Origin of the sequence: Bacillus sp. JJ1773 (assembly GCF_036962035.1) — a bacterium.
In the GTDB taxonomy this organism is placed as follows: domain Bacteria; phylum Bacillota; class Bacilli; order Bacillales; family Cytobacillaceae; genus Cytobacillus.
Window position 1 is genome coordinate 105,318 of the sequence record NZ_JBALNX010000033.1, and the last position, 22,249, is coordinate 127,566.

At 39.2% G+C, this 22,249-nt stretch carries 25 protein-coding genes; 4 read left to right on the forward strand and 21 right to left on the reverse strand.

From position 1 onward, the window contains the following. Position 1 precedes the first annotated feature (1 nt). The 5 genes from V7127_RS09080 to V7127_RS09100 all read right to left on the reverse strand — a co-directional run bounded on the left by V7127_RS09080 (position 2) and on the right by V7127_RS09100 (position 5,630). Positions 2–1,444, reverse strand: coding sequence for a bifunctional 2-methylcitrate dehydratase/aconitate hydratase (locus V7127_RS09080; RefSeq protein ID WP_335485090.1), 1,443 nt, complete (start codon positions 1,442–1,444; stop codon positions 2–4). Positions 1,445–1,496: 52 nt separating this feature from the next. Beyond that, positions 1,497–3,008, reverse strand: coding sequence for a tripartite tricarboxylate transporter permease (locus V7127_RS09085; RefSeq protein WP_335485093.1), 1,512 nt, complete (start codon positions 3,006–3,008; stop codon positions 1,497–1,499). A gap of 14 nt (positions 3,009–3,022) precedes the next feature. Further along, complete coding sequence (locus tag V7127_RS09090; protein ID WP_335485096.1) at positions 3,023–3,514, reverse strand: tripartite tricarboxylate transporter TctB family protein; 492 nt, start codon at positions 3,512–3,514, stop codon at positions 3,023–3,025. A gap of 19 nt (positions 3,515–3,533) precedes the next feature. Beyond that, a complete protein-coding gene (locus V7127_RS09095; RefSeq protein WP_335485099.1) occupies positions 3,534–4,562 on the reverse strand; it encodes a tripartite tricarboxylate transporter substrate binding protein in 1,029 nt (342 codons plus the stop codon). A 141-nt stretch (positions 4,563–4,703) separates the two neighbouring features. Further along, positions 4,704–5,630: a LysR family transcriptional regulator gene (locus tag V7127_RS09100; protein WP_335485102.1), complete on the reverse strand. Its 927-nt coding sequence runs from the start codon at positions 5,628–5,630 to the stop codon at positions 4,704–4,706. 119 nt (positions 5,631–5,749) lie between these two features. Between V7127_RS09100 and V7127_RS09105 the strand changes: the two genes are divergently transcribed. Continuing rightward, complete coding sequence (locus V7127_RS09105) at positions 5,750–6,943, forward strand: coenzyme F420-0:L-glutamate ligase (RefSeq protein ID WP_335485188.1); 1,194 nt, start codon at positions 5,750–5,752, stop codon at positions 6,941–6,943. A gap of 89 nt (positions 6,944–7,032) precedes the next feature. On the opposite strand, the gene V7127_RS09110 is transcribed toward V7127_RS09105, so the two are convergent. From V7127_RS09110 to V7127_RS09130, 5 genes are read right to left on the reverse strand one after another with little or no spacing between them, the layout of a single operon-like run. After that, the gene (locus V7127_RS09110; protein ID WP_438823989.1) at positions 7,033–7,785 is read right to left on the reverse strand and encodes a 2-keto-4-pentenoate hydratase; all 753 of its coding nucleotides are present in this window, start codon (positions 7,783–7,785) and stop codon (positions 7,033–7,035) included. A 48-nt stretch (positions 7,786–7,833) separates the two neighbouring features. After that, positions 7,834–8,019 (reverse strand): 2-hydroxymuconate tautomerase, encoded by a 186-nt coding sequence (locus V7127_RS09115; protein ID WP_335485105.1) that lies wholly within the window; start codon positions 8,017–8,019, stop codon positions 7,834–7,836. A 32-nt stretch (positions 8,020–8,051) separates the two neighbouring features. After that, positions 8,052–8,219, reverse strand: a complete 168-nt coding sequence (locus V7127_RS09120; RefSeq protein WP_335485108.1) for a hypothetical protein — start codon at positions 8,217–8,219, stop codon at positions 8,052–8,054. Positions 8,220–8,271: 52 nt separating this feature from the next. Beyond that, complete coding sequence (locus V7127_RS09125) at positions 8,272–9,051, reverse strand: DODA-type extradiol aromatic ring-opening family dioxygenase (RefSeq protein WP_335485111.1); 780 nt, start codon at positions 9,049–9,051, stop codon at positions 8,272–8,274. A 27-nt stretch (positions 9,052–9,078) separates the two neighbouring features. Beyond that, a complete protein-coding gene (locus tag V7127_RS09130) occupies positions 9,079–9,723 on the reverse strand; it encodes an alpha/beta hydrolase (protein ID WP_335485114.1) in 645 nt (214 codons plus the stop codon). 279 nt (positions 9,724–10,002) lie between these two features. Between V7127_RS09130 and V7127_RS09135 the strand changes: the two genes are divergently transcribed. Then, a complete protein-coding gene (locus V7127_RS09135) occupies positions 10,003–10,542 on the forward strand; it encodes a helix-turn-helix domain-containing protein (protein ID WP_335347318.1) in 540 nt (179 codons plus the stop codon). Positions 10,543–10,651: 109 nt separating this feature from the next. Here V7127_RS09135 and V7127_RS09140 read toward each other — a convergent pair whose 3' ends face one another. The 4 genes from V7127_RS09140 to V7127_RS09155 form a co-directional block, all read right to left on the reverse strand. Next, positions 10,652–11,032, reverse strand: a complete 381-nt coding sequence (locus V7127_RS09140; protein ID WP_335485116.1) for a VOC family protein — start codon at positions 11,030–11,032, stop codon at positions 10,652–10,654. A 56-nt stretch (positions 11,033–11,088) separates the two neighbouring features. Continuing rightward, positions 11,089–11,985, reverse strand: coding sequence for a GNAT family N-acetyltransferase (locus tag V7127_RS09145; RefSeq protein ID WP_335485119.1), 897 nt, complete (start codon positions 11,983–11,985; stop codon positions 11,089–11,091). Between the two features lie 268 nt (positions 11,986–12,253). Further along, on the reverse strand, positions 12,254–12,916 hold the full coding sequence (locus tag V7127_RS09150) for a CoA transferase subunit B (protein WP_335485122.1): 663 nt from the start codon (positions 12,914–12,916) through the stop codon (positions 12,254–12,256). 21 nt (positions 12,917–12,937) lie between these two features. Continuing rightward, positions 12,938–13,624, reverse strand: a complete 687-nt coding sequence (locus tag V7127_RS09155) for a CoA transferase subunit A (protein WP_335485124.1) — start codon at positions 13,622–13,624, stop codon at positions 12,938–12,940. Positions 13,625–13,880: 256 nt separating this feature from the next. Between V7127_RS09155 and V7127_RS09160 the strand changes: the two genes are divergently transcribed. Further along, positions 13,881–14,759 (forward strand): LysR family transcriptional regulator, encoded by an 879-nt coding sequence (locus V7127_RS09160; RefSeq protein ID WP_335485126.1) that lies wholly within the window; start codon positions 13,881–13,883, stop codon positions 14,757–14,759. Between the two features lie 109 nt (positions 14,760–14,868). On the opposite strand, the gene V7127_RS09165 is transcribed toward V7127_RS09160, so the two are convergent. The 7 genes from V7127_RS09165 to V7127_RS09195 form a co-directional block, all read right to left on the reverse strand. Next, positions 14,869–15,864: an SPFH domain-containing protein gene (locus V7127_RS09165; protein WP_335485129.1), complete on the reverse strand. Its 996-nt coding sequence runs from the start codon at positions 15,862–15,864 to the stop codon at positions 14,869–14,871. 188 nt (positions 15,865–16,052) lie between these two features. Continuing rightward, a complete protein-coding gene (locus tag V7127_RS09170; RefSeq protein ID WP_335353209.1) occupies positions 16,053–16,850 on the reverse strand; it encodes a TPM domain-containing protein in 798 nt (265 codons plus the stop codon). After that, the gene (locus tag V7127_RS09175) at positions 16,847–17,875 is read right to left on the reverse strand and encodes a TFIIB-type zinc ribbon-containing protein (protein WP_335347834.1); all 1,029 of its coding nucleotides are present in this window, start codon (positions 17,873–17,875) and stop codon (positions 16,847–16,849) included. Before V7127_RS09175 ends, V7127_RS09170 begins: the two co-directional genes overlap by 4 nt. Positions 17,876–18,257: 382 nt before the next feature. Then, positions 18,258–18,944, reverse strand: a complete 687-nt coding sequence (locus V7127_RS09180; RefSeq protein ID WP_335485131.1) for a PspA/IM30 family protein — start codon at positions 18,942–18,944, stop codon at positions 18,258–18,260. Between the two features lie 380 nt (positions 18,945–19,324). After that, complete coding sequence (proC, locus tag V7127_RS09185; protein WP_335485134.1) at positions 19,325–20,161, reverse strand: pyrroline-5-carboxylate reductase; 837 nt, start codon at positions 20,159–20,161, stop codon at positions 19,325–19,327. A 64-nt stretch (positions 20,162–20,225) separates the two neighbouring features. After that, positions 20,226–21,167 (reverse strand): TRM11 family SAM-dependent methyltransferase, encoded by a 942-nt coding sequence (locus V7127_RS09190; protein ID WP_335485137.1) that lies wholly within the window; start codon positions 21,165–21,167, stop codon positions 20,226–20,228. 82 nt (positions 21,168–21,249) lie between these two features. After that, positions 21,250–21,606, reverse strand: coding sequence for a nucleotide excision repair endonuclease (locus tag V7127_RS09195; protein ID WP_335485140.1), 357 nt, complete (start codon positions 21,604–21,606; stop codon positions 21,250–21,252). Positions 21,607–21,799: 193 nt separating this feature from the next. On the opposite strand from V7127_RS09195, the gene V7127_RS09200 reads away from it, so the two are divergent. Next, positions 21,800–22,243, forward strand: coding sequence for a GNAT family N-acetyltransferase (locus V7127_RS09200; protein ID WP_335485142.1), 444 nt, complete (start codon positions 21,800–21,802; stop codon positions 22,241–22,243). Positions 22,244–22,249 lie beyond the last annotated feature (6 nt).

The following is a 22,249-nucleotide window of genomic DNA, read 5'->3' on the forward strand; positions in this document are numbered from 1 at the left end:
CCTAGATTACTAGTTTCGCCATGAAATCATTGACGTTTGTTTTACATAATTCATTGTGGTCTGTACATAATTGAAAGATTTCACCTACTTGGTTTTGAGGGAAGCGCGTTTCTAAATTACTGCTGAATTTTTTAAATAATAATGGTATTCCCTCATCTCTGCGGAAGCGGTGCCCAATTGGATATTCCCTGATAATCTTTTCAGTTGACGTACCATCCTTGAAAAATATTTGAATCGCATTGGCGATTGATCGCTTATTTGGATCTAGATAATCCTCACTGTACAGTTTACTTTCAATAACCTCCATTTTTTCACGGAGGCGATCAATTCTCGGATCCTGTGAAGCTTCCTCTTCATAGTGATCTGAATTTATTGTTCCAAATAGGAGTCCAATTGCCGCTATATATTGCAGACAATGATCTCTGTCTGCAGGATTATGAAGCGGACCTGTTTTATCAATAATTCTTATCGCTGACTCATGTGACGTTATAACGATTTTATCAATTTCATCTAAACGATTCACGATTTGCGGGTGTAGTTCAACCGCGCATTCCGCAGCTGTTTGACCATGAAATTCTGCAGGAAACGAAATCTTAAATAAGATGTTTTCAATCACATAAGTGTCTAACGGTCTACTTAACGTAAGTTCCTTTCCAGCAAAAAGGACATCTTGAAATCCCCAATTCGGAGCCGTTAATGCTGTTCGATAGCCCATTTCACCTTTCATAGCCATCATCGCCAGCCGAACACCGCGGCTTGTTGCATCTCCTGCTGCCCAAGACTTCCGTGAGCCTGTATTCGGAAAATGACGGTATGTTCTCAAGCTAGAATTATCAATCCATGCATTCGATAAGGCATTGATTATTTGTTCTTTTGTTCCCCCAAGCATAGCTGTTACCACAGCGGTTGTTGCAATCTTAACAAATAGAACATGATCTAGACCTTGACGATTCAAGCTATTTGTTAAGGCTAGTACTCCTTGAATTTCATGCGCTTTGACAATTGCTTCAAGTACACTGTCCATTGTGAGTGGGTCACTTCCTTCAGAAATCCGTTTCCGGCTTACATAATCAGCAACAGCAAGTATGCCACCTAAGTTATCGGAAGGATGTCCCCATTCGGCTGCTAGCCATGTATCATTATAATCAAGCCAACGAATTGCACAGCCAATATTAAAAGCTGCTTGTACCGGATCTAATTCAAATTGTGTCCCTGGTACTCTGCTTCCATTTGGTACGACCGTTCCAGGGACAATTGGGCCAAGATGTTTTGTGCATTCCGGGTATCTCATTGCCAAAAATCCGCAGCCTAACGTATCCATGAGTACATATCTTGCTGTTTCAAATGCAGCCTCACTTGTTATTTGTTTATTTAAGACATATTCTGCAATGGTTTCTAATACTTCATCTACTTGAAGAGCTTTTGTTGATTCTAACTTTTGCATGAAACTAATCACCCTTTCTTCCTTATCAATACTAGTTAGGTGTTATATAGAGTTATAGCTGTTGGTCCATTGAATCATCAGCTCTTTTTTTCTTTTTCCTATTCCTAAAGATCGGTACAATAAAGGAAAGGAATGCAATGACTAGTAATGTGCAAGCAATTGGCCTTTCTGCAAAAATCAGTAAGCTCCCGTTTGATATAGTCAAAGATTGACGTAAAGACTGTTCCATCATTCCGCCTAATATAAAGGCTAATAGCATAGGGGCTGCTGGAAATTTCAAGCTTGCCATAAAGAACCCGATAATTCCAAATAACACCAACAAATATAAATCAAATGTACTATAGCTTATTCCAAAAACACCGATTAAACAAAATACGATGACGAGTGAAATCAGTAGCGGGCGTGGTATTTTTAATATTTTCGATATATATGGTATTAATGGAAGGTTCAATATTAGCAGAATAATATTCCCGATATACATACTCGCAATCACTCCCCAAAACACATCGGGGTGATCATTCATTAGTAATGGGCCCGGTTGGACCCCTAACACAATTAATGCCCCTAACATAACCGCTGTTGTTCCTGAACCTGGGATTCCTAAGCTTAATAAAGGAACAAAGGCACCACTAGAAGCTCCATTATTTGCAGCCTCTGGTCCGGCTAAACCGGCAATCGAACCTTTTCCAAACTCCTCTGGTTTTTTCGATAACTTCTTCTCCGAAATGTATGCTAAAAAGGAAGCAATAGTTCCGCCTGCACCAGGAAGAACGCCAATCAAAAAGCCTAAAACGGATTGCCTACCCATTGGTCCAGCCATTTCCTTGTAATCTTGTTTTGTTAAATGTAAGCTTCCTAGTTTATTGCTGAAGATACTTTTTTCTTTCCGTTCCAATATTAATGAGCTAACCTCTGCTAATGCAAACAAACCAAGGGCTATAACTAGAAAGTCAATTCCTTCTAATAAATTTGTAATGCCAAAGGTATATCTCACAGTGCCTGTTTGTCCATCTATTCCTATCGTGGAAATCATAAACCCAATTGTGGCTGATATTAAAGCTTTTACTGTTGAACCTTCTGAGAAACTTGATACAGTCATTAAACCCATTAACATCAGTGCAAAATATTCAGCAGGACCAAATGATATGGCAAGATTTGCAAGAACCGGTGCAAAAAGTGTTAAAAGAACAACACTTACTGTACCTCCTACAAAGGAAGCGATTGCGGCAATGGCCAATGCCTTACCCGCTTTCCCCTGTTTTGCCATTGGATATCCATCGAAGGTAGTTGGAACAGACATTGATTCTCCAGGTGCATTCAGTAAGATAGAAGAAGCTGCACCACCGTAAGCAGCGCCATAATAAACTCCTGCCATTAACAATAAGGCCATTGCAGGATCCATTCCATACGTAATCGGGATCATAACAGCAATGGCTGTTATTGGACCTAACCCAGGAATCATCCCAATAAGTGTTCCGATTACTGCACCAATAAATACAAATAAGAGGCCATTCAGGCTTAACGCTACTTTAAAGCCAGTTATGATTCCTTCAAAAATATCCAATGTAACCCTCCTCCCTAAAAAGGTAAAATGCCTTTTGGTAAACTAATTTGTAAGAATGAATTAAATAAAAGATAGATAAAAAGAGGGATTGATAGAGATACAATGACATTTGAAAGCCACTTTTTATATCCAAGAAATCGAGAATTAAGGAAAAGAAATAAGGAAGTTGTAATGATAAACCCTAGTATTTCAAGAAAGAAAATATAGAGCAGTACAAAACCAAGAACAGTTAAAATAACCTTCCCTTCCCCTTTTGGAATTTTTCTGCCTTCGTCTTTTTGTTCATCTTTATTGAAATAAAGTAAGATTGATAAAAACAAAAGAATAAATCCAAGTGTAATCGGAACTGCATCGGAGTCTACCGGAACATAAGGAAAAGCTGGTAAACGAAAGCTTAACACTAAATAGCCAATGGATATCAATGCTAAAAAAACGGATAGTTTTTTATTTAATGTATTTAACACGCTTGCACCACCTTTTGGAAAGGAGCCAATGAATTGATCCATTGGCTCCCTATTGCATTCCTTATTTTCCTATGCCTAATTCATCTAATAGCTCTTTCATGGCTACTTTTTCTTTTGTCAAAAATTCAACATATTCTTTGTTGTTCATATACATTTCAGACCATCCATATTGCTCGCGTATTTTCGCCCAGCCTGCAGAATCACTTAACTCCTTAAATTTCTTCTCATAATAGTCTAGTGCCGCTTGATCCATCTCCGGCGGCCCAAAGAAACCTCTCCAGTTAATGAACGTAGCATCAATTCCTTGCTCTTTTACTGTTGGGAAGTCTTTTAATACTTCACCAGATAGACGTTCTTCTGAGGTCACACCTAATACCTTAATTTTCCCTGCCTTTACTTGCTCTACCGTTTCAGCTACACCTGTTGAAAAAACTTGTACACTGCCATTTAACAATTGAGTAAGTGCACCACCATCTTGATCTGATACATATTTTATTTTCTTAATGTCTACTCCAGCAGCCTTTGCTACTTTAATGAATTGAATGTGGTCCATGCTTCCTGGAGAAGATGCTCCAACAATCGAAATGCTAGATGGATCCTTTTTCATGTCCTCAAATAATTCATTTAAATTATTCCATTTTGCATCTGCCTTAACGGCAATCGCTGCATAATCTGCAATCAGGTTAGAAATTGGTGTGAAATCCTCGAAATCAAACTCAGATTGTCCGTTAAGCGGAACTAAAAGCATAGGCGGCGAAGTAACGAACAAGTTATATGGGCTATCCTTTTTGCTATGAATGTACGCCCAAGCAATTGCTCCTCCACCTCCAGGTTTGTTTACTACTCCTAAGCTTTGCTCGATAATCTTCTCTTCTTCAAAGACTTTTGCTGCCATACGCGCAGTTGTATCCCAACCGCCTCCAGGACCAGCAGGTGCAACGATTTCAATTGCCTTTTCTGGTTCCCACGTTTTCTCTGGCTTTTCTTCATTCGGTTTTTCTTCCTCTGGCTTTTTTGTAGCAGAATCACTTGAACATGCAGCTACAAATAGTAGTAGAAGTATGGACATAATTGAAAGAATCTTTCTCATGAATCCCCCTCCAAATTTTTTATTCCTTAATGAGAAAATCAAACCTTACTCCTAATCATATGTAGCCATTTTCAAAATAATTAAATAGATTTTGTAATATTTAGTTTATTTTGTTTGCGAGCAACCAAAAAAATACACCTCTTATTTTTTAGAGGTGTTTAAAGAATATGGTATTTTCTTTCCGTCTTTTTTATTTTCAATAATATCCACAAATTTAGTAGAAGCTGGCGATAGCGGAACACTTTTTAGAAAACAGACACCTATATCGCGTTTTGGTATTTCCTCTATAAGCTGGATTTCATACAATAATCCTTTATTTAAATAACTTAGTGAAAATTCCTTCGTGACACAGGCAATCCCTAAATTTATTTTTGCAAATTCCAAAAGCAGATCATGTGAGCCTAATTCGAATTCAGGGGATATTTGTATTCCTTTGGATAGTAAATAATCCTCAACATAGTTTCTGGAATTTGAATTATCTAGAAAAATTAAAGGCAGCTTGACTAATTTCTGGATACTAACGGCTTCAGATAATAGGCCCTTATATTTTTCTCCGCATACAAAGATATCGTGGACTTCAAGGCATGGCCTTAACTCTAACGCAGGGTCATCAATCGGGAAATTACAAACAGCCACATCGACCTCTCCCGATTTCAGCAAAGAGCAAATTTCTAATGTCGTCCCATTCACAATCTTAAATTTAATATTAGGATAATTATTGTGAAAAGCCTCTAAATATGGAAGTAAGAAATATCTGGAGATCGTGTCCCCAACACCAATCTTTAATTCTCCCGTAGTTAAATTCTTAAATTCTAGTATTTTTTCCTCTCCTACATCTATTAAATTAATGGCTGAATGAATATATTCAAATAATAGTTTGCCCTCATCAGTGAAGGTAACCCCTTTAGGAGTCCGATTGAAAAGGCGTGTATCCAATTCTTTTTCTAATTGCATGATGCTTTGACTAACGGCAGGCTGTGTCATGTAAAGCTCTTTCGCCGCCTTAGAAAAACTTTTGCAATTTCCAACTTTACAAAAAACCTTATATAAATCTAATTTACTTACCACATAACCACTCCTTATATCCACTATTAGATATATTAATTTTACTTATACCATTAAAGAGGTGTATAGTACAAGTGGATATTATGGAAATTAAGCCTAACAGTCATAAGGGAGCGATTATATTGGAAAGAGTAGTTGGAACTGTTGTTAGAGGCCTTCGTTGCCCCATCATCAATCAAGGGGACAATATTGAAGAAATTGTTGTAGATAGTGTGCTAAAGGCTGCAGAAGTTGAAGGCTTTAGCATTCAAGATAAAGATATTGTAACAGTAACAGAATCCATTGTTGCCCGTGCACAAGGAAACTATGCGACAGTCGATCATATTGCTCAAGATGTTCGTTCAAAATTTGGTGATGAAACAATTGGGGTCATTTTCCCTATCTTAAGCCGCAATCGCTTTGCGATCTGTCTTCGCGGTATTGCAAAGGGGGCAGCAAAGAAAATTGTATTAATGCTCAGCTATCCGTCTGATGAAGTAGGAAATCATCTAGTAGATATCGATTTACTTGATGAAAAGGGTGTGAATCCTTGGACAGATGTCTTAACTGAGAACCAATTCCGTGACCTTTTTGGCTATAACAAACATACTTTTACCGGTGTTGATTATATTGATTACTATAAATCATTAGTAGAAGAATACGGTGTTGAATGTGAAGTCATCTTCTCTAATAACCCAAAAACCATTTTAGAATATACAAAGAATGTTCTTACTTGTGATATCCATACAAGATTTAGAACAAAGAGAATCTTAAAAGCCAATGGCGGCGAAAAAATTTATAGTCTTGATAATATCTTATCAACTTCTATTGATGGAAGCGGCTGTAATGAAGATTACGGTCTCCTTGGATCTAATAAAGCAACAGAAGACAGCGTGAAGCTATTCCCGCGCAATTGCCAGCCGATCGTTGATCATATTCAGCAAATGCTTAAAGAAAAGACTGGAAAAGTCGTTGAAGTGATGGTATACGGAGACGGCGCCTTTAAGGATCCTGTCGGAAAAATTTGGGAGCTTGCGGATCCAGTTGTATCACCTGCTTACACATCCGGTCTTGATGGAACTCCTAATGAAATAAAGCTGAAATATCTTGCTGATAACAACTTTGCTGATTTAAAAGGGGAAGAGCTGAAAAAGGCGATCTCCGAATTTATTACTAATAAAGAATCTGACCTTGTAGGATCAATGGAATCACAAGGAACGACTCCTAGAAAATTAACTGACCTGATTGGCTCTCTATCCGATTTAACTTCAGGAAGCGGAGATAAAGGAACACCGATTATCTTTATCCAGGGATATTTTGATAACTATTCTAAATAAGACTAATTAAAATAAAACTAGATGCCAAGCAGTTTACGGCATCTAGTTTTTTCCATTAATTTTGGCTAAAGCCTGGCCTTTAATCATGATTAACGAATATAAAGTGATATTTCACCCATTCCCTCAAATTTTGAAGTCACATGATCGCCTTTCGTTAACAAGATCGCCTCTGTGATTCCTCCAGTGAAGATGATAGAGCCTTTCGGGATTTTGCCCTTTCCTTGGCAAAATAGCATATTGGCTAATATCGCAACAGAGTTGGCGGGATTGCCTAAAACGTCCGCACTTGTCCCGCTAGCTTTTATCTCCCCATTTATAGATAGTGTTACCCCAATCTTTTCAAGATCGAATTGTTTAGGATTGAAAACTTTATTTCCCATAACAACCCTAGAGGCAGATGTATTATCTGCAACTACATCAGGCAGCTTAAACTTAAAATTTTCATACCGGCTATCAATGATCTCAAAAGCAGGCTGAATTCCCTTCGTTTTGGCCATCACTTCCGCCCCTGTAACCCCCGGCCCTTCAATATCTTCACCAAGTATAAAAGCAATTTCCGCCTCCACTTTCGGATGAATGAATTCCTCTATAAAGATTTCCCCCTTTTCATGTACCCTCATATAGTCAAACACAGCCCCATAGATCGGCTGGTCTATATTCATTTGCTTCATCTTTGCTTCACTGGTTATACCCATTTTATAAGCAAAAAAGGTACTTCCCTGATTCTTCTTTATTTGAATTAGCTCGTCTTGAACAAGATAGCCCATAGATAAATTAAATTCAGGGAGTTGAGAGGTAATACAGGGAATTGCATAATTGCCTTCTTCAGCTTTTACTAGCATTTCAGCCAGCTGTTTGTAATTAATCAAAAGAATCCTCCTATCCCAATTCTACATCTCGCTTTTTAATTGATCTCCGACTGCATAATAATTTTTAGGAACTTCGTTTACGTAAACACGAATGGTTGATAAAGGGGCACCAAGTGATTCATGAACCGTATGGGCTACATCGCGAATGCATTGTTCAACTGCTTCTGGTTCTCTTCCCTCGAGCAGGGTAATTTGAATAATCGGCATCTGGCTTCCTCCTTCTATTAAAAAAGACGGTATTACCTCCATTTGAAGTAACGCCGTCCATTATTAAGCGGCTTTGCTATTTTGACTATTATTTTCTGACCTATTAACATCAATTGATCAAGTGCAAACATTTTACTGCCGTTGATTGCAAGGAACACAGCCATCGCTAAGAAAGCTAAATCTAATTCATAACCTGCCATTTGGCCATCAATTTATCTATCGCATCATGCTGACTTTTTTCGTAAATATATCTCAGCCAAATTGCCAAACACTATGACTAAGATTTCCATATCGGTAGCTGCGGTGTAATAGTTTTGCTGTTTGCTGATCATCTGCCGCACCCATTGCGTAGAAGATCGGCACAAAATGCTCGTTGCCATATGGCGGAACTGCTAAACTAGCGGCAGGTGCTAATGACTGATACTTGTAAAGTGATGCTAGGTCCCAATTTTTCAAATGACTTGCCAGCCACTCGTCAAAATTTAATGCCCAATCATCTACTTCTCCATTATCTGCCCAATTCAGCGCTCTTAGATTATGAACCGTTCCCCCACTGCCGATGATTAAAACATCCTTCTTCCTTAACTCCGCTAAGGATTTCCCAATCTTATACTGCTCCTCTGGTGAAAGCCGCGGATTAACGGACATCGAGATGACAGGAATGTCGGCATTTGGGTACAGTAACCTCAGAACTACCCATGCTCCGTGATCTAAACCGCGCTTGGCATCAACTTCATAAGAGATCCCCTGTTTCTCAAATAACTCTTGAATTTCCTTCGCAATCTCCTGATCTCCCTTTGCCGGATATTGAATGCGAAACAATTCTTCAGAAAATCCGCCAAAATCATAGATTGTGCTATATTGATCGACATTGCTCACATTTTGAGCACTTGACTCCCAATGAGCTGAAAATAAAATAATCGCCTTTGGTCTTGGCCATGTGCTGCCTAATTCATTTAAAAACTGCGTATATTCATTTGTCTCAATGGCTATTAATGGCGCTCCATGAGCAATAAAATATGATGGAAGCATAATATCATCTCCTTTGTGAGTAATCTGTTATTTCTTTAATGAATCCTGCAGCCACTTCATGTAATCCTGAAAGTTTTGCAAAGATACGGTATGTCCTTCTTGATACGTTTTAAACGTGACACTTGCACCTAATGCTTGAAAATACTCTTTATTTGCGACTCCCCACTCATATGGCAGTACTTGATCCATTTCTCCATGAGAAATAAAAAGGGACATATTATGCACTGGTTTTACGTCATATTCCTCTTTGATGAATCCGGGAATATATCCGCTTAAGGCAATAATCCCCTTAATTCTCTCCCCTAATGTCAAACCGAGTGTCATCGAAAGGATTGCTCCCTGGCTAAAGCCCATTAAGTAAAGCTGGCTTGAATCTAAAGGATACTGATCAGACGCATACTCAATAAAACTTGTCAGGTTAGTAATCGCTTGATCAAATACCTCTCTATGCGGTCTTCCATAGCCTTGAATCGTAAAGAAAGCAAATCCAGGCGGATGCTCCAAATGACCCCGAATACTAAAAATAAAAAACTCCTCTTCTAACCCATTTACCAATGACAGCATGTTTTGCTCGTTGCTTCCGATTCCATGCATCACAAAAAGGGCAGGATAAGTTTTATTAGGAGCAACCTCTTTCGGTCGACGAAGCTCATAAACCATCGGTGAATTCATTTTTCATCATCCATTCTATTTATTTTTATTTGCTAGTAGCTTTCCTCTATTGATCAGACCTAATCAACAATTTGTTTTAAATCGCTATTGTTTCTAAATAGATAAATTAGATTCATATAAGAATACTAAAAGTTAAAAAAATAATAATAAGCAAACTTTTGTATTCCCATATGAATATTAATTGTCTATAAGATAACAATACCTATAGTAGATTGTCAATATTTTTTTTGCTAAGATAGAATTATGTTTTTTATTAGGAAACATTAGAGGGTGGTTCATTTGGAAATTGGATCAAAGATACGTGCCATACGTAATAGAAAAAAAATTACCATAGCTCAAATGTGTGAGGGCACTGGACTATCTAAAGGATTTATTAGCAACGTGGAAAATAATAATACATCTCCATCCATAAGCACTTTGCAAACTATTGCAGGCTTTCTTGGGGTACCTTTACCTTACTTATTACTAGAAAAACAGCAGCATATGAGAGTAGTAAGGAAAAATGAAAGAATGTACTCTACTTATAACAATCTGAAAATAGAGCATGTGACATCCAAAGGCGGTCTAAGAATGATGCTGGTGGAATTTCCCCCTGGAGCTTCGATGGGGGAAGCAAATGCCCATGAAGGGGAGGAAAGTCATTTAGTACTGGAGGGTAAGGTTCTTGCCGAGCAGGGCGAGGACTCCATCATCGCAGAAGAGGGAGACTCCTTCAGTTGGAATGCCAGCTGCCCACATTTTGTGAAAAATATTGGAGATGGAAAAGCAGTTGTACTAATATCGATCTATTCAGATTCTGAGCTCAATGATTTTTTCTAGTTACTGCGGCCAGTTTCTATTCTTAATAAAAAAAGTGACCATATATGAAAGAACTGCACCCCCAATTTTAGACACGATATCTAAAATTGGAGGTGCAGTTCAATAGCGGTCACTTTTTTTCCATGATGGCAAAGTAATTTTTCTCATCATCAGTAAAGTTAAATACTCTGCCTGAAGGCATGTTTACAATTTCTCCTACCGTGACATGTTTATCAGAAAGATCTTTATACAATTGATCCAGGTTTTCCGTGAAGAACATTAACGATGGAGTGCCAAGATTTAATTCCGGCTGCATTTTGGCTATTAACTCCTTATTGTGAAGAACAATACTTGTTTCCGCTCCCTGTGACGGAGCAATTTCAATCCATCTCAATCCCTGGCCATTATCTTGATCAGAAACTACGATAAATCCGACCTTTTCTGTCCAAAATTTCACTGATTCCTCTTGATTATTAACGTATAACATAATTTGACCGACTTGTGTAACCATCTACATATCATCCCTTCAGTTTATAATGGAACTTGGTCCCAATTGTATTATGTTATTTATAACAAATTATACTTATAACATGCAACCGCATGAACCTGTTCAAATCCCTCTTGAACATATAAAGCTTTTGCCCGTTCATTTTCAGCATTGACGCATAGGACCGTCCTATTATAGGATTTCTTTTTAGCAAAATCCAGCGCCGCTCTTAAAAGACTTCTGCCAAGTCCTTGTCCTTGATAATCTGGCAGGATGGCAAGTGGTCCAATATTCATAATCGGAGAATCTTCATACTCATCCTTAGATCCCCTGGCAACACCTATAGGTTTTTCCCCATGATACAATATTTTCATTCCATCTTCTAAGTAATCACTGGCTGAAATCATTTTTGTAACCATTTCTGGTGTGACGGGCGTTTCACTCCCCTGAAGTTTAGCAAACCCCGCATTTCGGACTTCACACCACACTTCTTCATCAATGCCCGGTCTAAACGATTTTATTTCATAATTGATTGGCAAAGCGAAAGGGGGAATCTCTAAATCTCCTCTGACAAGCAAGTAAGAATATCTTTCTACTGTAAAATCTAATCCAGCTATAGACTTCATTAATGGCTCATTTTCCAAAGGGATAAATACAAAGACTTGATCTAATCCTTCTGTATGTTTTTTAATCGCCTGCATGAGCAAACTGTAACATTCACTATCCGCTATTTCCGAATGGAAAATTCTAAATCGAGCCTTCCTTCCTCTTCTATAATAATCATCTATAATAAGAGAAGCAGCCGCTACTATCTCACCTGTTTGATCTGAAATGATGTAAGTAGGATTTTCATCATTTACTTCAAAACTTGCTAAATCTTCATCATATAGATATGAATCATCAATCTCCATTTTATGTTTCTTACAATAAGAAATGAAATCTCCCATTCTCCCGCTATTTAAGTATTCTAATTTCATTGTTCTCCCCCTTATCTCAAAAACCTTTCTCTAACAAGTATAATTAATTTATCTAAAAATTAGAATGAGGGAAAAAAGATATGGCAGCTTTAAACGAGGATCTCAATGTTGATTTCATTCCTTATCTTGCAAGTGATAGGGGGTAATTCCGTTATTTTGCTTCCTACAGGTTGCGCGAAGCTCTATTTATGGAAAAAAACAAGACATTCCCGGCAGCTCAAAAACTGAAAGGTGAAAGGGTTTTTCCCTTTCACCTTTTTACAAATCATTAAAATGCATCAAGCTTCACATCATCAGCTATTTCAAGCTTTGGCTCTGTTACGGCGATAATATCATCAATCGTATAGCCCTTTGCTACTTCTACTAATTTCAAGCCATTTTCAGTTACATCAATCACAGCACGATCCGTAATAATACGGTTTACAACGCCCATACCTGTTAACGGTAAGGAACACTCATTTAAAATCTTTGGTTGCCCATCTTTATTCACATGATCCATAATGACGATAATTTTTTTGGCACCATGCACGAGATCCATTGCGCCGCCCATCCCTTTAATCATTTTCCCAGGGATCATCCAGTTGGCAAGGTCACCCTTCACAGAAACCTCCATTCCGCCAAGAATGGCAATATCAATGTGGCCTCCGCGAATCATCGCAAATGATTCTGCGCTAGTGAAGTATGAAGCTCCTTTAATGGCCGTAACGGTTTCTTTTCCGGCATTGATTAAATCAGGATCAACCTGATCTTTCGTTGGATAAGGCCCAATGCCTAGCAGCCCATTTTCCGATTGTAAAACGACCTGCTTCCCTTCTGGGATATAATTGGCAACCATTGTTGGAATTCCAATTCCTAAATTCACGTAGAAACCGCTTTCAATTTCTTTTTCAGCACGTCTCGCAATTTTTTCCCTCGTTGATGTTTTGGACATAATCTTCACTCCTTTCTTCTATTATTGAACTGTTAGTCTCTCAATCTTTTTCTCTTGATTCCCAACAATTAATGTTTGAACATAAATACTAGGTGTGTGAATTTGATCGGGATCCAGTTCCCCAACTTCAACTAATTTCTCCACTTCAGCGATTGTTACTTTTCCAGCAGCAGCAATCATCGGATTGAAATTTCTTGCCGTTTTGTTATACACGAGATTGCCCATTTTATCCCCGATGGAAGCCCGAACTAAGGAAAAGTCTGCTGTCATCCCTCTTTCAAGCAGGTAAGCTTTCCCGTCAAATTCGCGGACCTCTTTTCCTTCTGCAATCGGTGTTCCTACCCCGGCCGGAGTATAGAAAGCTGGTATTCCTGCTCCGCCTGCTCGAATCCGTTCAGCCAGTGTTCCTTGTGGGACAAGCTCTACCTCAATTTCACCGGAAAGCACCTGCCGTTCGAATTCCTTGTTCTCCCCGACGTATGAACCAACCATCTTTTTGATCTGTTTATTTTTCAAAAGTAAACCAAGACCCCAATCATCAACGCCGCAGTTATTGGAGATAACTGTAAGATCCTTTACTCCTGTTTGCACTAATGCCAGAATTAAATTCTCTGGAATCCCTACTAATCCAAAGCCCCCAACCATTATGGTTGCACCATCTTTAATGTCCTTTACAGCTTCAGTAAATGATGTAAGAATGGTTTTCATTGCTTCACATCCCCTTTAAGTTTTTCAATAATGGCTATTGCTCCTTGACCGGGCTAATCCGAGACGAACCTTACCTATCTTCGCTAGGTTTCTAGCCGCGCCAGCACCAATGCCAAAAGGCAATTAACTCACTGTTAACTATTTTGAAAATTCACAAATTACCTATATAATTAATACTTTACAGCCATCATTTCTATAAGTAAAATGAATAAATCGAATATAAATTATGAACAATCGGAATAAATAGGAGGCAACTATGGAACTGCAAGACTTAAAGTCTTTTATTGAAGTAGCTGTGCATAAAAGCTTTACGAAAGCGGCTGCCCATTCTTACTTAACACAGCCTTCCTTAAGTAAAGCAGTCAAAAAATTAGAGGAAGAGCTGCAAGTTACACTATTTGATCGTTCAACTAGACATTTACACCTCACCGATGCAGGAAAAATTGTTTTTCAACACGGTCAAAAGGTTCTCGCTACCTTAAACGAATTAAATGTCCATTTAGATGAACTACGGGAGATTACTTCAGGTGAAATTAAAATCGGCATTCCTCCGCTAATTGGGACCTTATTTTTCCCCAAAATCGCCAGCGATTTTAACAAGCAATATCCAAAGGTCTCGCTTGAATTAATCGAACACGGCGCCAAGCTTATTGGATCATTAATTGAAAATGGAGAAATAGATCTTGGAATTGTTGTATTGCCAGCCAATGAGGAAAAATTTAACATTTACCCCTTCATACAAGATGAATTTGTCTTGTATATCCAGGAGGATCATAAGCTTGCGAGCAGAAAATCAGTAGCCTTACATGAATTAAAGGATGAAAGGTTTATCATTTTTTCAGAAGACTTTACCTTACATGACTATGTAAAAGATGCATGCAAAAAAGCAGGGTTTACCCCCGCTATTTCCTACCAAAGCTCACAATGGGATCTCATTATCGAACTTGTCTCATCGAATCTTGGGATTACACTCTTGCCTAAATCGATATTTAACAAACAATCTAATCAGAATGTCAAAATTATCCCTCTCGAAAACTCCACCCTTTTGTGGAAGCTTGGAATTATTACAAAAAAAGGAGCCTACCATTCATTTGCATTGAAAGAGTTTCTAAAAATGATAGTCAAAGAAAAGTAAATGACCTCTTAATTGCCCAATTCTAACCTAGTAAAAAAAGGAAGGGACAGGGAGGATCCCTTCCCAAAGTGGCTGTTAAAATGTCTGATGCTAAGACGCTCCGGCTACGTTAAACAAGTTTATGCCCACAGTTCGAGCAGAAATTGCCTTCACCTGTTTTTGTCCCACAATTAGGGCAGAAATTAGGTCTTTTTTGCTCGCCAGCATTCGGTTGTGAAGGTGATTGTGCATTTTGAGAGGTGGCAGGCTGACCTTGACTCTGCTGATTCATTTGATTCAGCATTTTGCCCGCGATATTCATCCCCATCATCATCCCAGCCACATCGGATGCGGCTCCCCCTCCGCTCATTTTTCCTGAAGCCATGCCATCCGTAATGGAAATCTGCTGGTACCGATCAACATTACCGACCATTCCATGTGAAGCATTCTTCGTAATCATATCTTGAATCTCTTTTGGATAGCTGAAGCTCATGACATTAAATCCTGTGATCGTGATGCCGCTTTTGATCATCTGCATATCTAAATCTTCCTGAATCCCTTTAGAAATTTCAAAGGAGTTAGATTGGAGATTGTACATATCCTTCCCTTCCCTTGAAATCCATTTCATCAGGAGCTGATCAAGGATCGAAGTAATCCGTATTTTGACATCCTCTACGACATATTGCTCGCGAACTCCAGCTATTTGGTCAATTAAGGCTACATAATCATTTACTTTAAAATGAAATGTACCGTTCGCACGAATCGGCATGCCGCCCGGTAGTCCTAGCGTTGGGATATTAATCGCATTTTTCGTTCCCCACTTTTCAATAAACTCCTTCGTGTTCACAAACAGCACTTCGACACGCATGCCACTATTAAACCCAAACCTGAACCCCTTTAATGTCGATAAAAAGGGAATAATTTGCGATTCGATATCATACTCCCCTTCATCACGAAATACCCCTTCGATTTTCCCATTATTAAAGAAGATCGCATCCTGACCAGGGCGAATAATCAATTTGCTCCCCTTTTTAATCTCCCGATTGCTCCATTTATAAAAAATCATATCATCTCTAAATTCTTGCCATTCCACTACATTTGCAAATTGGTTTCTAAAAAAAGACATCGATTATTTGCTCCCTTCTATCAAATACGCCTTGGCGTATTTGCGCTCAGATTTTATCGAGCTGGCTCGATAAAATCTGAGCATCCGCCGGAGGCTTTAACTTTATTCAGCCGGATTTACCCTTCTAAATGAATAGTTAAAGTTACTTGCATTCATCCTTCCAAGTATAGAAAACCTACTGAATAAAGTTAAAACTTGCCTCTGCTTCCGCTATGCGAGTGACCTCCTCTGCTGATTCCGCCACCGCCTCCACCGCCGCTTGAATTGGAGGATGGCTTCTTATGCTTCGTCACGGTTTTTCTCACAAAATGATCGTATTGGTTAAGCACTCCAGATTGGGCACTATCCATATAGGTCCTGGCATTTACTGTGACCCTGCCGCCAGAGCGATAGCCCATAATCGTCACAATGATGCCGGCTGTCAATAAGGCTGCCGCTAATTGAAACCACCATTTAAAAAGCAGGTTTTCCGGATTCACACCTGGCTCATATCCCATGTAATGATGGGCCGTGTAAATAAACGCAGAAAAGGCTTGATAATATTGACCTTCCGATAATTCTGGGGTAATTTTATTTCGAATCATATCAAGCCGCCCGCTATCCAAATACTGCTCCGCCTTTTTAAATCCAGCTAAATACACATCTCTTTCTTGCATATCAATCGTTAATATCGCCGTATTTCCATGCGGCTGGTCATAGCCTGGAGCCTGCTCATCATAGAAATCCTCTACATAGGGAACGATGTCCTTCCCTTCCGTACCATTTGCCGTAATGACCAGAAACGCCGTATTTCTTTCCTCTCCCAGCTCCCTAGCTAAAGATTCTAATTCAGCCACTTCGTCATCCGTTAGCAGCTGAGCATAATCATAAATATACTTCGTCTGATTAAGCGAATCTGCTTTGGCCGGTAGCCCCCACGGCAACAGTAGCAGGAATACGGCGAAAAGGAAAAAGAGGCATCGTTTGTTTACATAACTTCCGCTCACCAAAAGCCACCTCCCATCAAATAGGAGGTACATTTAAGGGCGATAAAGGTTCCGGCTGCAATCCCGCTAAACCACATAGCCACTTTGCCCGAACTAATTGGCGGTTTGCCAACCACTTTCCCTGTTTGCCCATTCATCGCAAAAACATGCTCGGCTTGATTGAAATCATAGCTGACCATCCACACAGGCAGTAAAACATAATAGCTGCTTACATTTCTCGTATCAATTTGCTTATTCTTATAATTGACTGATTGATAGCCCAAAAATGTTGAACGAATATAGGACTCAATATAGTCGTTTATTTTATCTTTCGCCCTTGGAAACAGTTCGTCATCCGTATAGTTATATTTTTCCGCAATAAATCCAGCCAAATAAGGTGTTTTAAAATCCTTTAGTTGATCATACGGGTATGGCTCCAATTTATCCATTAAGTCATCATGCATTTTTTCCGATGCATCCACTGGAATTTTGACGTAATCAAGGTTTATATCACGGAAAACGTCATAATAATTCGTTTCCGTATAAATATACTCCCCTTTTGTATAGGTTCTGACCTTCGTGCAAGTGGCATTAACCTGCACCTTGCTATTCAGATCGAATAACCAAAAAGGCACATACATGCCTGTTATACTCTTAATTCGGTCTGCAATCATGAAACCCTTCGGCGTAAGAAGCCCTTTTCTGCACCATTTTTTAAAAGCCTCCGTTGCCTCTTCCTTACTAATTGTAAAAGGAATCACCTTGGTAGGGGCAAGATGACCTGACAGCCGATTCGCAATGACCACACCAGCCCCGCAAAAACTGCAGCTTGTAGCAGCGGTCTCAGCTGTTGTAATTAAAACAGCCCCACAATTATCACATTGATATTCATTGGTCTCATCCTCTGAAAACGTGGCTCTCCTCAACTCTTCTGGATAATTTTCGATACTCTCTTGTCTTCCGCAGCTCTGACAGGATAACTCGCCTGAGTCAGCATCAAAGCTCATATCACTCCCACAGCTCGGGCATTTATAGTGAAAAATCACGCTCTCCTCACCTCTTTTATACTCAGGTTCCTTGTCCTACTCCTATATACTCAAAAAGGAAAAAGGAGGAACTTATGGACAAGGAAGATGTTTTCATTTACTGCGAAAATTAAAATTGTGCTCTTTTGGGTCATGCAGATGCGAGTCTTTTCCCGCGAAAGGCATAAAGATGCTCTTACGGGTAATGAACTTGCGGCTCTTTTACCGCGAAAGGCATAAAGGGGCTCTTCCGGGTAATGAACATGTGGTTCTTTTACCGCGAAAGGCTAAAAGATGCTCTTACGGGCAATGAACTTGCGACGCTTTTACCGCGAAAGGCAAAAAAGGGGCTCTTCCGGGCAATGAGAACAAATTTTTTAGACAGGTTTCCCGCCCCACAACCTTATTTCTTCATCCTCTCTTTTAATGCTGCAAGCTCACGATCAATGTCACTGTCACTGTCACGGCCCTTTTCATCATATTTAGCTGCTAGGTCAGCAATATCGTCCTTCGGGCCCGCATTTAGTTCAGCCATGGCATTCGCTTCATCTAGTGCGCGATTGACCTTTTCCTCCATTCGCTCAAATGCCGAGATCGACTGTCCTGATTGGTCAGCTGATGCTCCAAGCTTATTCATTCGTTCCTGGGTCTTTGCCACTGACCATTTCGCCTTCAGCATATTCCTTCGAGATTCCAGCTCTCCAATATCCGCGACAAGCTTATCATGCATTTGCTTCATTTGCTGAGAGTTCTCTGAAGCCAACTGATATGCGGTTTGCAACTCAGATAATCTCGCTGTCAATTCCGCCTTCTTCTCTAGAAACCTTCTCGCATCCCCCTCATTCCCTGCTTCTAGTGCTTTTATCGCATAGCGTTCCATCTTCTCCAAATCCTCTTGGCCCTCATGTAATACCCTTTTTGACCGATACTCCTCAGCCATCACCGAGGCCGTTTCCGATTTCACCTTCCCTAAATCCTTATTAAGATTTCTTAAATATTGATCAATCATTTTCTCCGGATTCTCTGCTTTATCCAGCAATGCATGAATATTGCTTGCCATAATATCCTTAAACCTTGTGATCATACTCATCTTGTTTCGCTCCTCCCTTAATAGCCATTTGTGGAAACCAATACTACATTATACTGTGCACTTTTCAATAAAGTTTCACTTTTTGCCGTGGTATTTATGGGACAGGTTAATCGTCCCTTTTGTCCCGCTGTTCTTACACTAGACACACCTTATGATATTGATTCTTGGTTATGAGTCTTTTCTTATGGAGGTAGCTATTAACGGAACTGGTGGCCATTAGCACTTGGAAGTAGGGAGAGTTTTAGTATATAGCGGAAGGAGAGTCCGTTAAATTTTTGAGTGGACTGTGGCCCCGTTATTGGCCACTCATACGCTCAAAGCCATAATAATCCTCTGAGCGCATGCTATGTTTACTGCTAATTAAAGTGTTAATACGACAATTATTTTTTCATTAATTCTTCATCTCTTTTTATCGTTGCATCCACACCCTTGATCACCGTTGAGATGAAAGCTTGATCCTCTAACGCCACTAATCCGGCTACCGTTGTCCCGCCGGGAGAGCAGACTCGATTAATGTGCACCCATGGATCCTCATCACTTTCAAGAATCATCTTTGCGCTTCCTAAAACAGCCTGTGCGGCAATTTTATTGGCTAAATCTTTCGGCAATCCATTTTTCACAGCACCACGGGCCAAAGAATCAATAAATAAATACGCATAAGCAGGTGAGCTTCCAGCAATGGCCGTAAAGGTACTAAAGTGATGTTCAGGTAATTCAATTGCCATGCCAATTGCATTAAACATGTCTAGAACAAAGTCCACTTGTTCCTGACTAGCAGCTTTATTTCCGCAAACAGCTGCAGCCCCTTCACCAATCATGGCATTTACGTTCGGCATGACTCTAATAATTGCGAGTTCACTTCCTGCCTCTGTAAGCTTATGGATCTTTTCAATCGAAGTACCTGCTGCAATGGAAACAATCAGTGGATTCTTTGCTTTAATACATTCTTTCAATGGCGTTAAAACGGCCTCAAATTGATTCGGTTTGACCGCTAAAACCAATATATCCGCACATTCTACTAATTCTTCACAAGATTCACATGTGTTCGTTTCAGTTTCTCTAACAAACTGATTCATCTTTTCAATATCTACATCGAATACAAAAATATCATTCGCTTTTGTATGTTCTTTATTAATCATCCCTTTAATGATGGCACTTGCCATATTCCCTGTTCCAACAAATCCCACTTTCATCATCATAATCTCCTTAGTGTTCATTTTTAAGAATCGCTAAAGCAATTATTTTTTCCTATTATAGGTAAGACAAGGAAATCACATTAATTTACTTACATACAATCACTTCGCGGGTAAATGATCCTTTCTTAACGACAGCCCGGTCAATCATAACAAACCCTGTGTTGACAAGAATTCCATCGATCGGTTCAACGGTTACAACTACGACCTTTCTAGCAAATCTACGAGCACTTTGAAGCATTTCAGTCTTCTCTTCTTGAGTGATGACTGAACACAAATTATACGGTAAATCAATAATCGCTACGTCATATTGATTCGTGATGTCACGGATATCGGCTAATTTCACTTCTCCAGAAAGTCCAAAATGGGCAATATTCTCCCTGGCTCCGCCAAGAACAAGTGGATTCCTGTCACTCCCCACTATATCAATCCCCATTGATAGAGCCTCCACTAGTACGGTCCCAATTCCGCAGCAAGGGTCAATGGCCTTGATTCCATTTGGATCAGGAATGGCAATATTGACAATGGCTCTTGCTACACGTGTATTAAGCGCCGTGGAGTAACTATGCGGCTTCTGTTGATGCCGAAACCAAACAGGCTCACCTTCAACATAATCTCCGAATACCCATCTGCCGTTTACCACTATGACGCCAAACAATCGCTTTGGGTGATGGAGATCAGCCACTCCATTTATATGTAGTCCAATTTTCTTCTCAATAGTACGCCGATTTTCAAACCCTACCTTTTCTATCTTTGAAGTAGAGCCATTTTTTACATATAAGACTTTAAACGTTTCACCCGTTACTTGTAAGGCTGAAACTTGTTCGAGAAGATGATCAAGGCTGTCCGCCTCCAACATAATAGAAATTCTTTCCTTTATAAATGGACTTCGGCTAGGATTCATCTTTATATGGCTTTCCACAATGCCGATTTGCGGCTCACTTCCAAGTAATGTGCGCATTTCTAAATCACATAATGAACGTTCCTCTTCATAGCAGGAATACGTATAAATATATTTACTAACCACCATTCTCATCCTTTTAAAATGATAAAAAAGGGGCAATAGGTATGATCTAATTTGACTATACCTACTGCCTCTCTCTTAATAAGCTTTATCTAAAAAACACCTTGTCTATATTGTACTTCGACTTAAGTTCATTAATGATATAAGTTTCGTAAATTTCTCTATGTACAGGATCTTCTATCACACAAACTTCGATTTTTGTAACTTCATCTCTATGCATTTTGATTGGGGATACAGTATCCTCAAAATGCTTTTTAATTCTTGGTCTCAACTTCCTTGCTTTTCCAACGAATAATAGCTCTTGTTTATTATTATAAAACATAAAAATACCACCCTTATCTCTAGGGATAAGATGAAAGTCAGTAAACCCATAAATATGGCTGAGCTCAGGATTTTTTTGTTTCGCAATGGTTACAGTTGGTTTTGGAATCGTTATGTTTATCACTTTGGTTTAGTTCCTCCTTCAGTATCTCTTTTTACTTTTACATATCTCTCTGCAATAGTCAATTTACCCCGATTTTCATAAAAGATAGTACACGATGGAAAAACAGGAATAAAGGAAATGATCCGTTTATACCGAATAAATAGAAAGCGTTATTTTATCATGGAATTTTGATAATGAAATGGAGGGTTGACATATGTTGCATTTAGAAACGATTACAAAAGGCAATTGGCGTAAGGCCATTTCGCTGCGTGTCCGGGAAGATCAAATAAAGTTTGTGGCATCTAATGCGGTATCATTGGCCCAGTTGAATTTCCTTGAAAACTTCCACGCAAAAGGAATTTTTTACGGCGAGGAAATGATTGGATTTACACTCTACGGAATTGACGAAGACGACCATGAGTACTGGATTTATCGCATAATGATTGATCAAAATCATCAAGGGAAAGGGTATGGAAAGAAAGCGATTCAACTTGTAATAGACGATATTAGGAATATGAAAGAGGATCGCCATCAAACCATCACCCTGTCTTATGAACCAACTAATGAACATGCAAAGCGTGTTTACGAAAAAGTAGGTTTCCAAGAAATAGACGGGCTAATGATCGGAGATGAACAAGTTTCCCGCTTTACGTTTTAATAGCAA

Coding starts and splice junctions, on each gene's coding strand:
- V7127_RS09090 (WP_335485096.1), bottom strand. CDS start 3,514: ATGGATCAATTCATTGGCTCCTTTCCAAAAGGTGGTGCAAGCGTGTTA.
- V7127_RS09190 (WP_335485137.1), bottom strand. CDS start 21,167: ATGGTGGTTAGTAAATATATTTATACGTATTCCTGCTATGAAGAGGAA.
- V7127_RS09180 (WP_335485131.1), bottom strand. CDS start 18,944: ATGAGTATGATCACAAGGTTTAAGGATATTATGGCAAGCAATATTCAT.
- V7127_RS09165 (WP_335485129.1), bottom strand. CDS start 15,864: ATGTCTTTTTTTAGAAACCAATTTGCAAATGTAGTGGAATGGCAAGAA.
- V7127_RS09160 (WP_335485126.1), top strand. CDS start 13,881: ATGGAACTGCAAGACTTAAAGTCTTTTATTGAAGTAGCTGTGCATAAA.
- V7127_RS09080 (WP_335485090.1), bottom strand. CDS start 1,444: ATGCAAAAGTTAGAATCAACAAAAGCTCTTCAAGTAGATGAAGTATTA.
- V7127_RS09120 (WP_335485108.1), bottom strand. CDS start 8,219: ATGGCAGGTTATGAATTAGATTTAGCTTTCTTAGCGATGGCTGTGTTC.
- V7127_RS09110 (WP_438823989.1), bottom strand. CDS start 7,785: ATGCTAGTAAAAGCTGAAGAAGGCAATTATGCAATTCCCTGTATTACC.
- V7127_RS09130 (WP_335485114.1), bottom strand. CDS start 9,723: ATGAATTCACCGATGGTTTATGAGCTTCGTCGACCGAAAGAGGTTGCT.
- proC (WP_335485134.1), bottom strand. CDS start 20,161: ATGAACACTAAGGAGATTATGATGATGAAAGTGGGATTTGTTGGAACA.
- V7127_RS09145 (WP_335485119.1), bottom strand. CDS start 11,985: ATGAAATTAGAATACTTAAATAGCGGGAGAATGGGAGATTTCATTTCT.
- V7127_RS09095 (WP_335485099.1), bottom strand. CDS start 4,562: ATGAGAAAGATTCTTTCAATTATGTCCATACTTCTACTACTATTTGTA.
- V7127_RS09150 (WP_335485122.1), bottom strand. CDS start 12,916: ATGTCCAAAACATCAACGAGGGAAAAAATTGCGAGACGTGCTGAAAAA.
- V7127_RS09140 (WP_335485116.1), bottom strand. CDS start 11,032: ATGGTTACACAAGTCGGTCAAATTATGTTATACGTTAATAATCAAGAG.
- V7127_RS09125 (WP_335485111.1), bottom strand. CDS start 9,051: ATGCTTCCATCATATTTTATTGCTCATGGAGCGCCATTAATAGCCATT.
- V7127_RS09115 (WP_335485105.1), bottom strand. CDS start 8,019: ATGCCGATTATTCAAATTACCCTGCTCGAGGGAAGAGAACCAGAAGCA.
- V7127_RS09200 (WP_335485142.1), top strand. CDS start 21,800: ATGTTGCATTTAGAAACGATTACAAAAGGCAATTGGCGTAAGGCCATT.
- V7127_RS09155 (WP_335485124.1), bottom strand. CDS start 13,624: ATGAAAACCATTCTTACATCATTTACTGAAGCTGTAAAGGACATTAAA.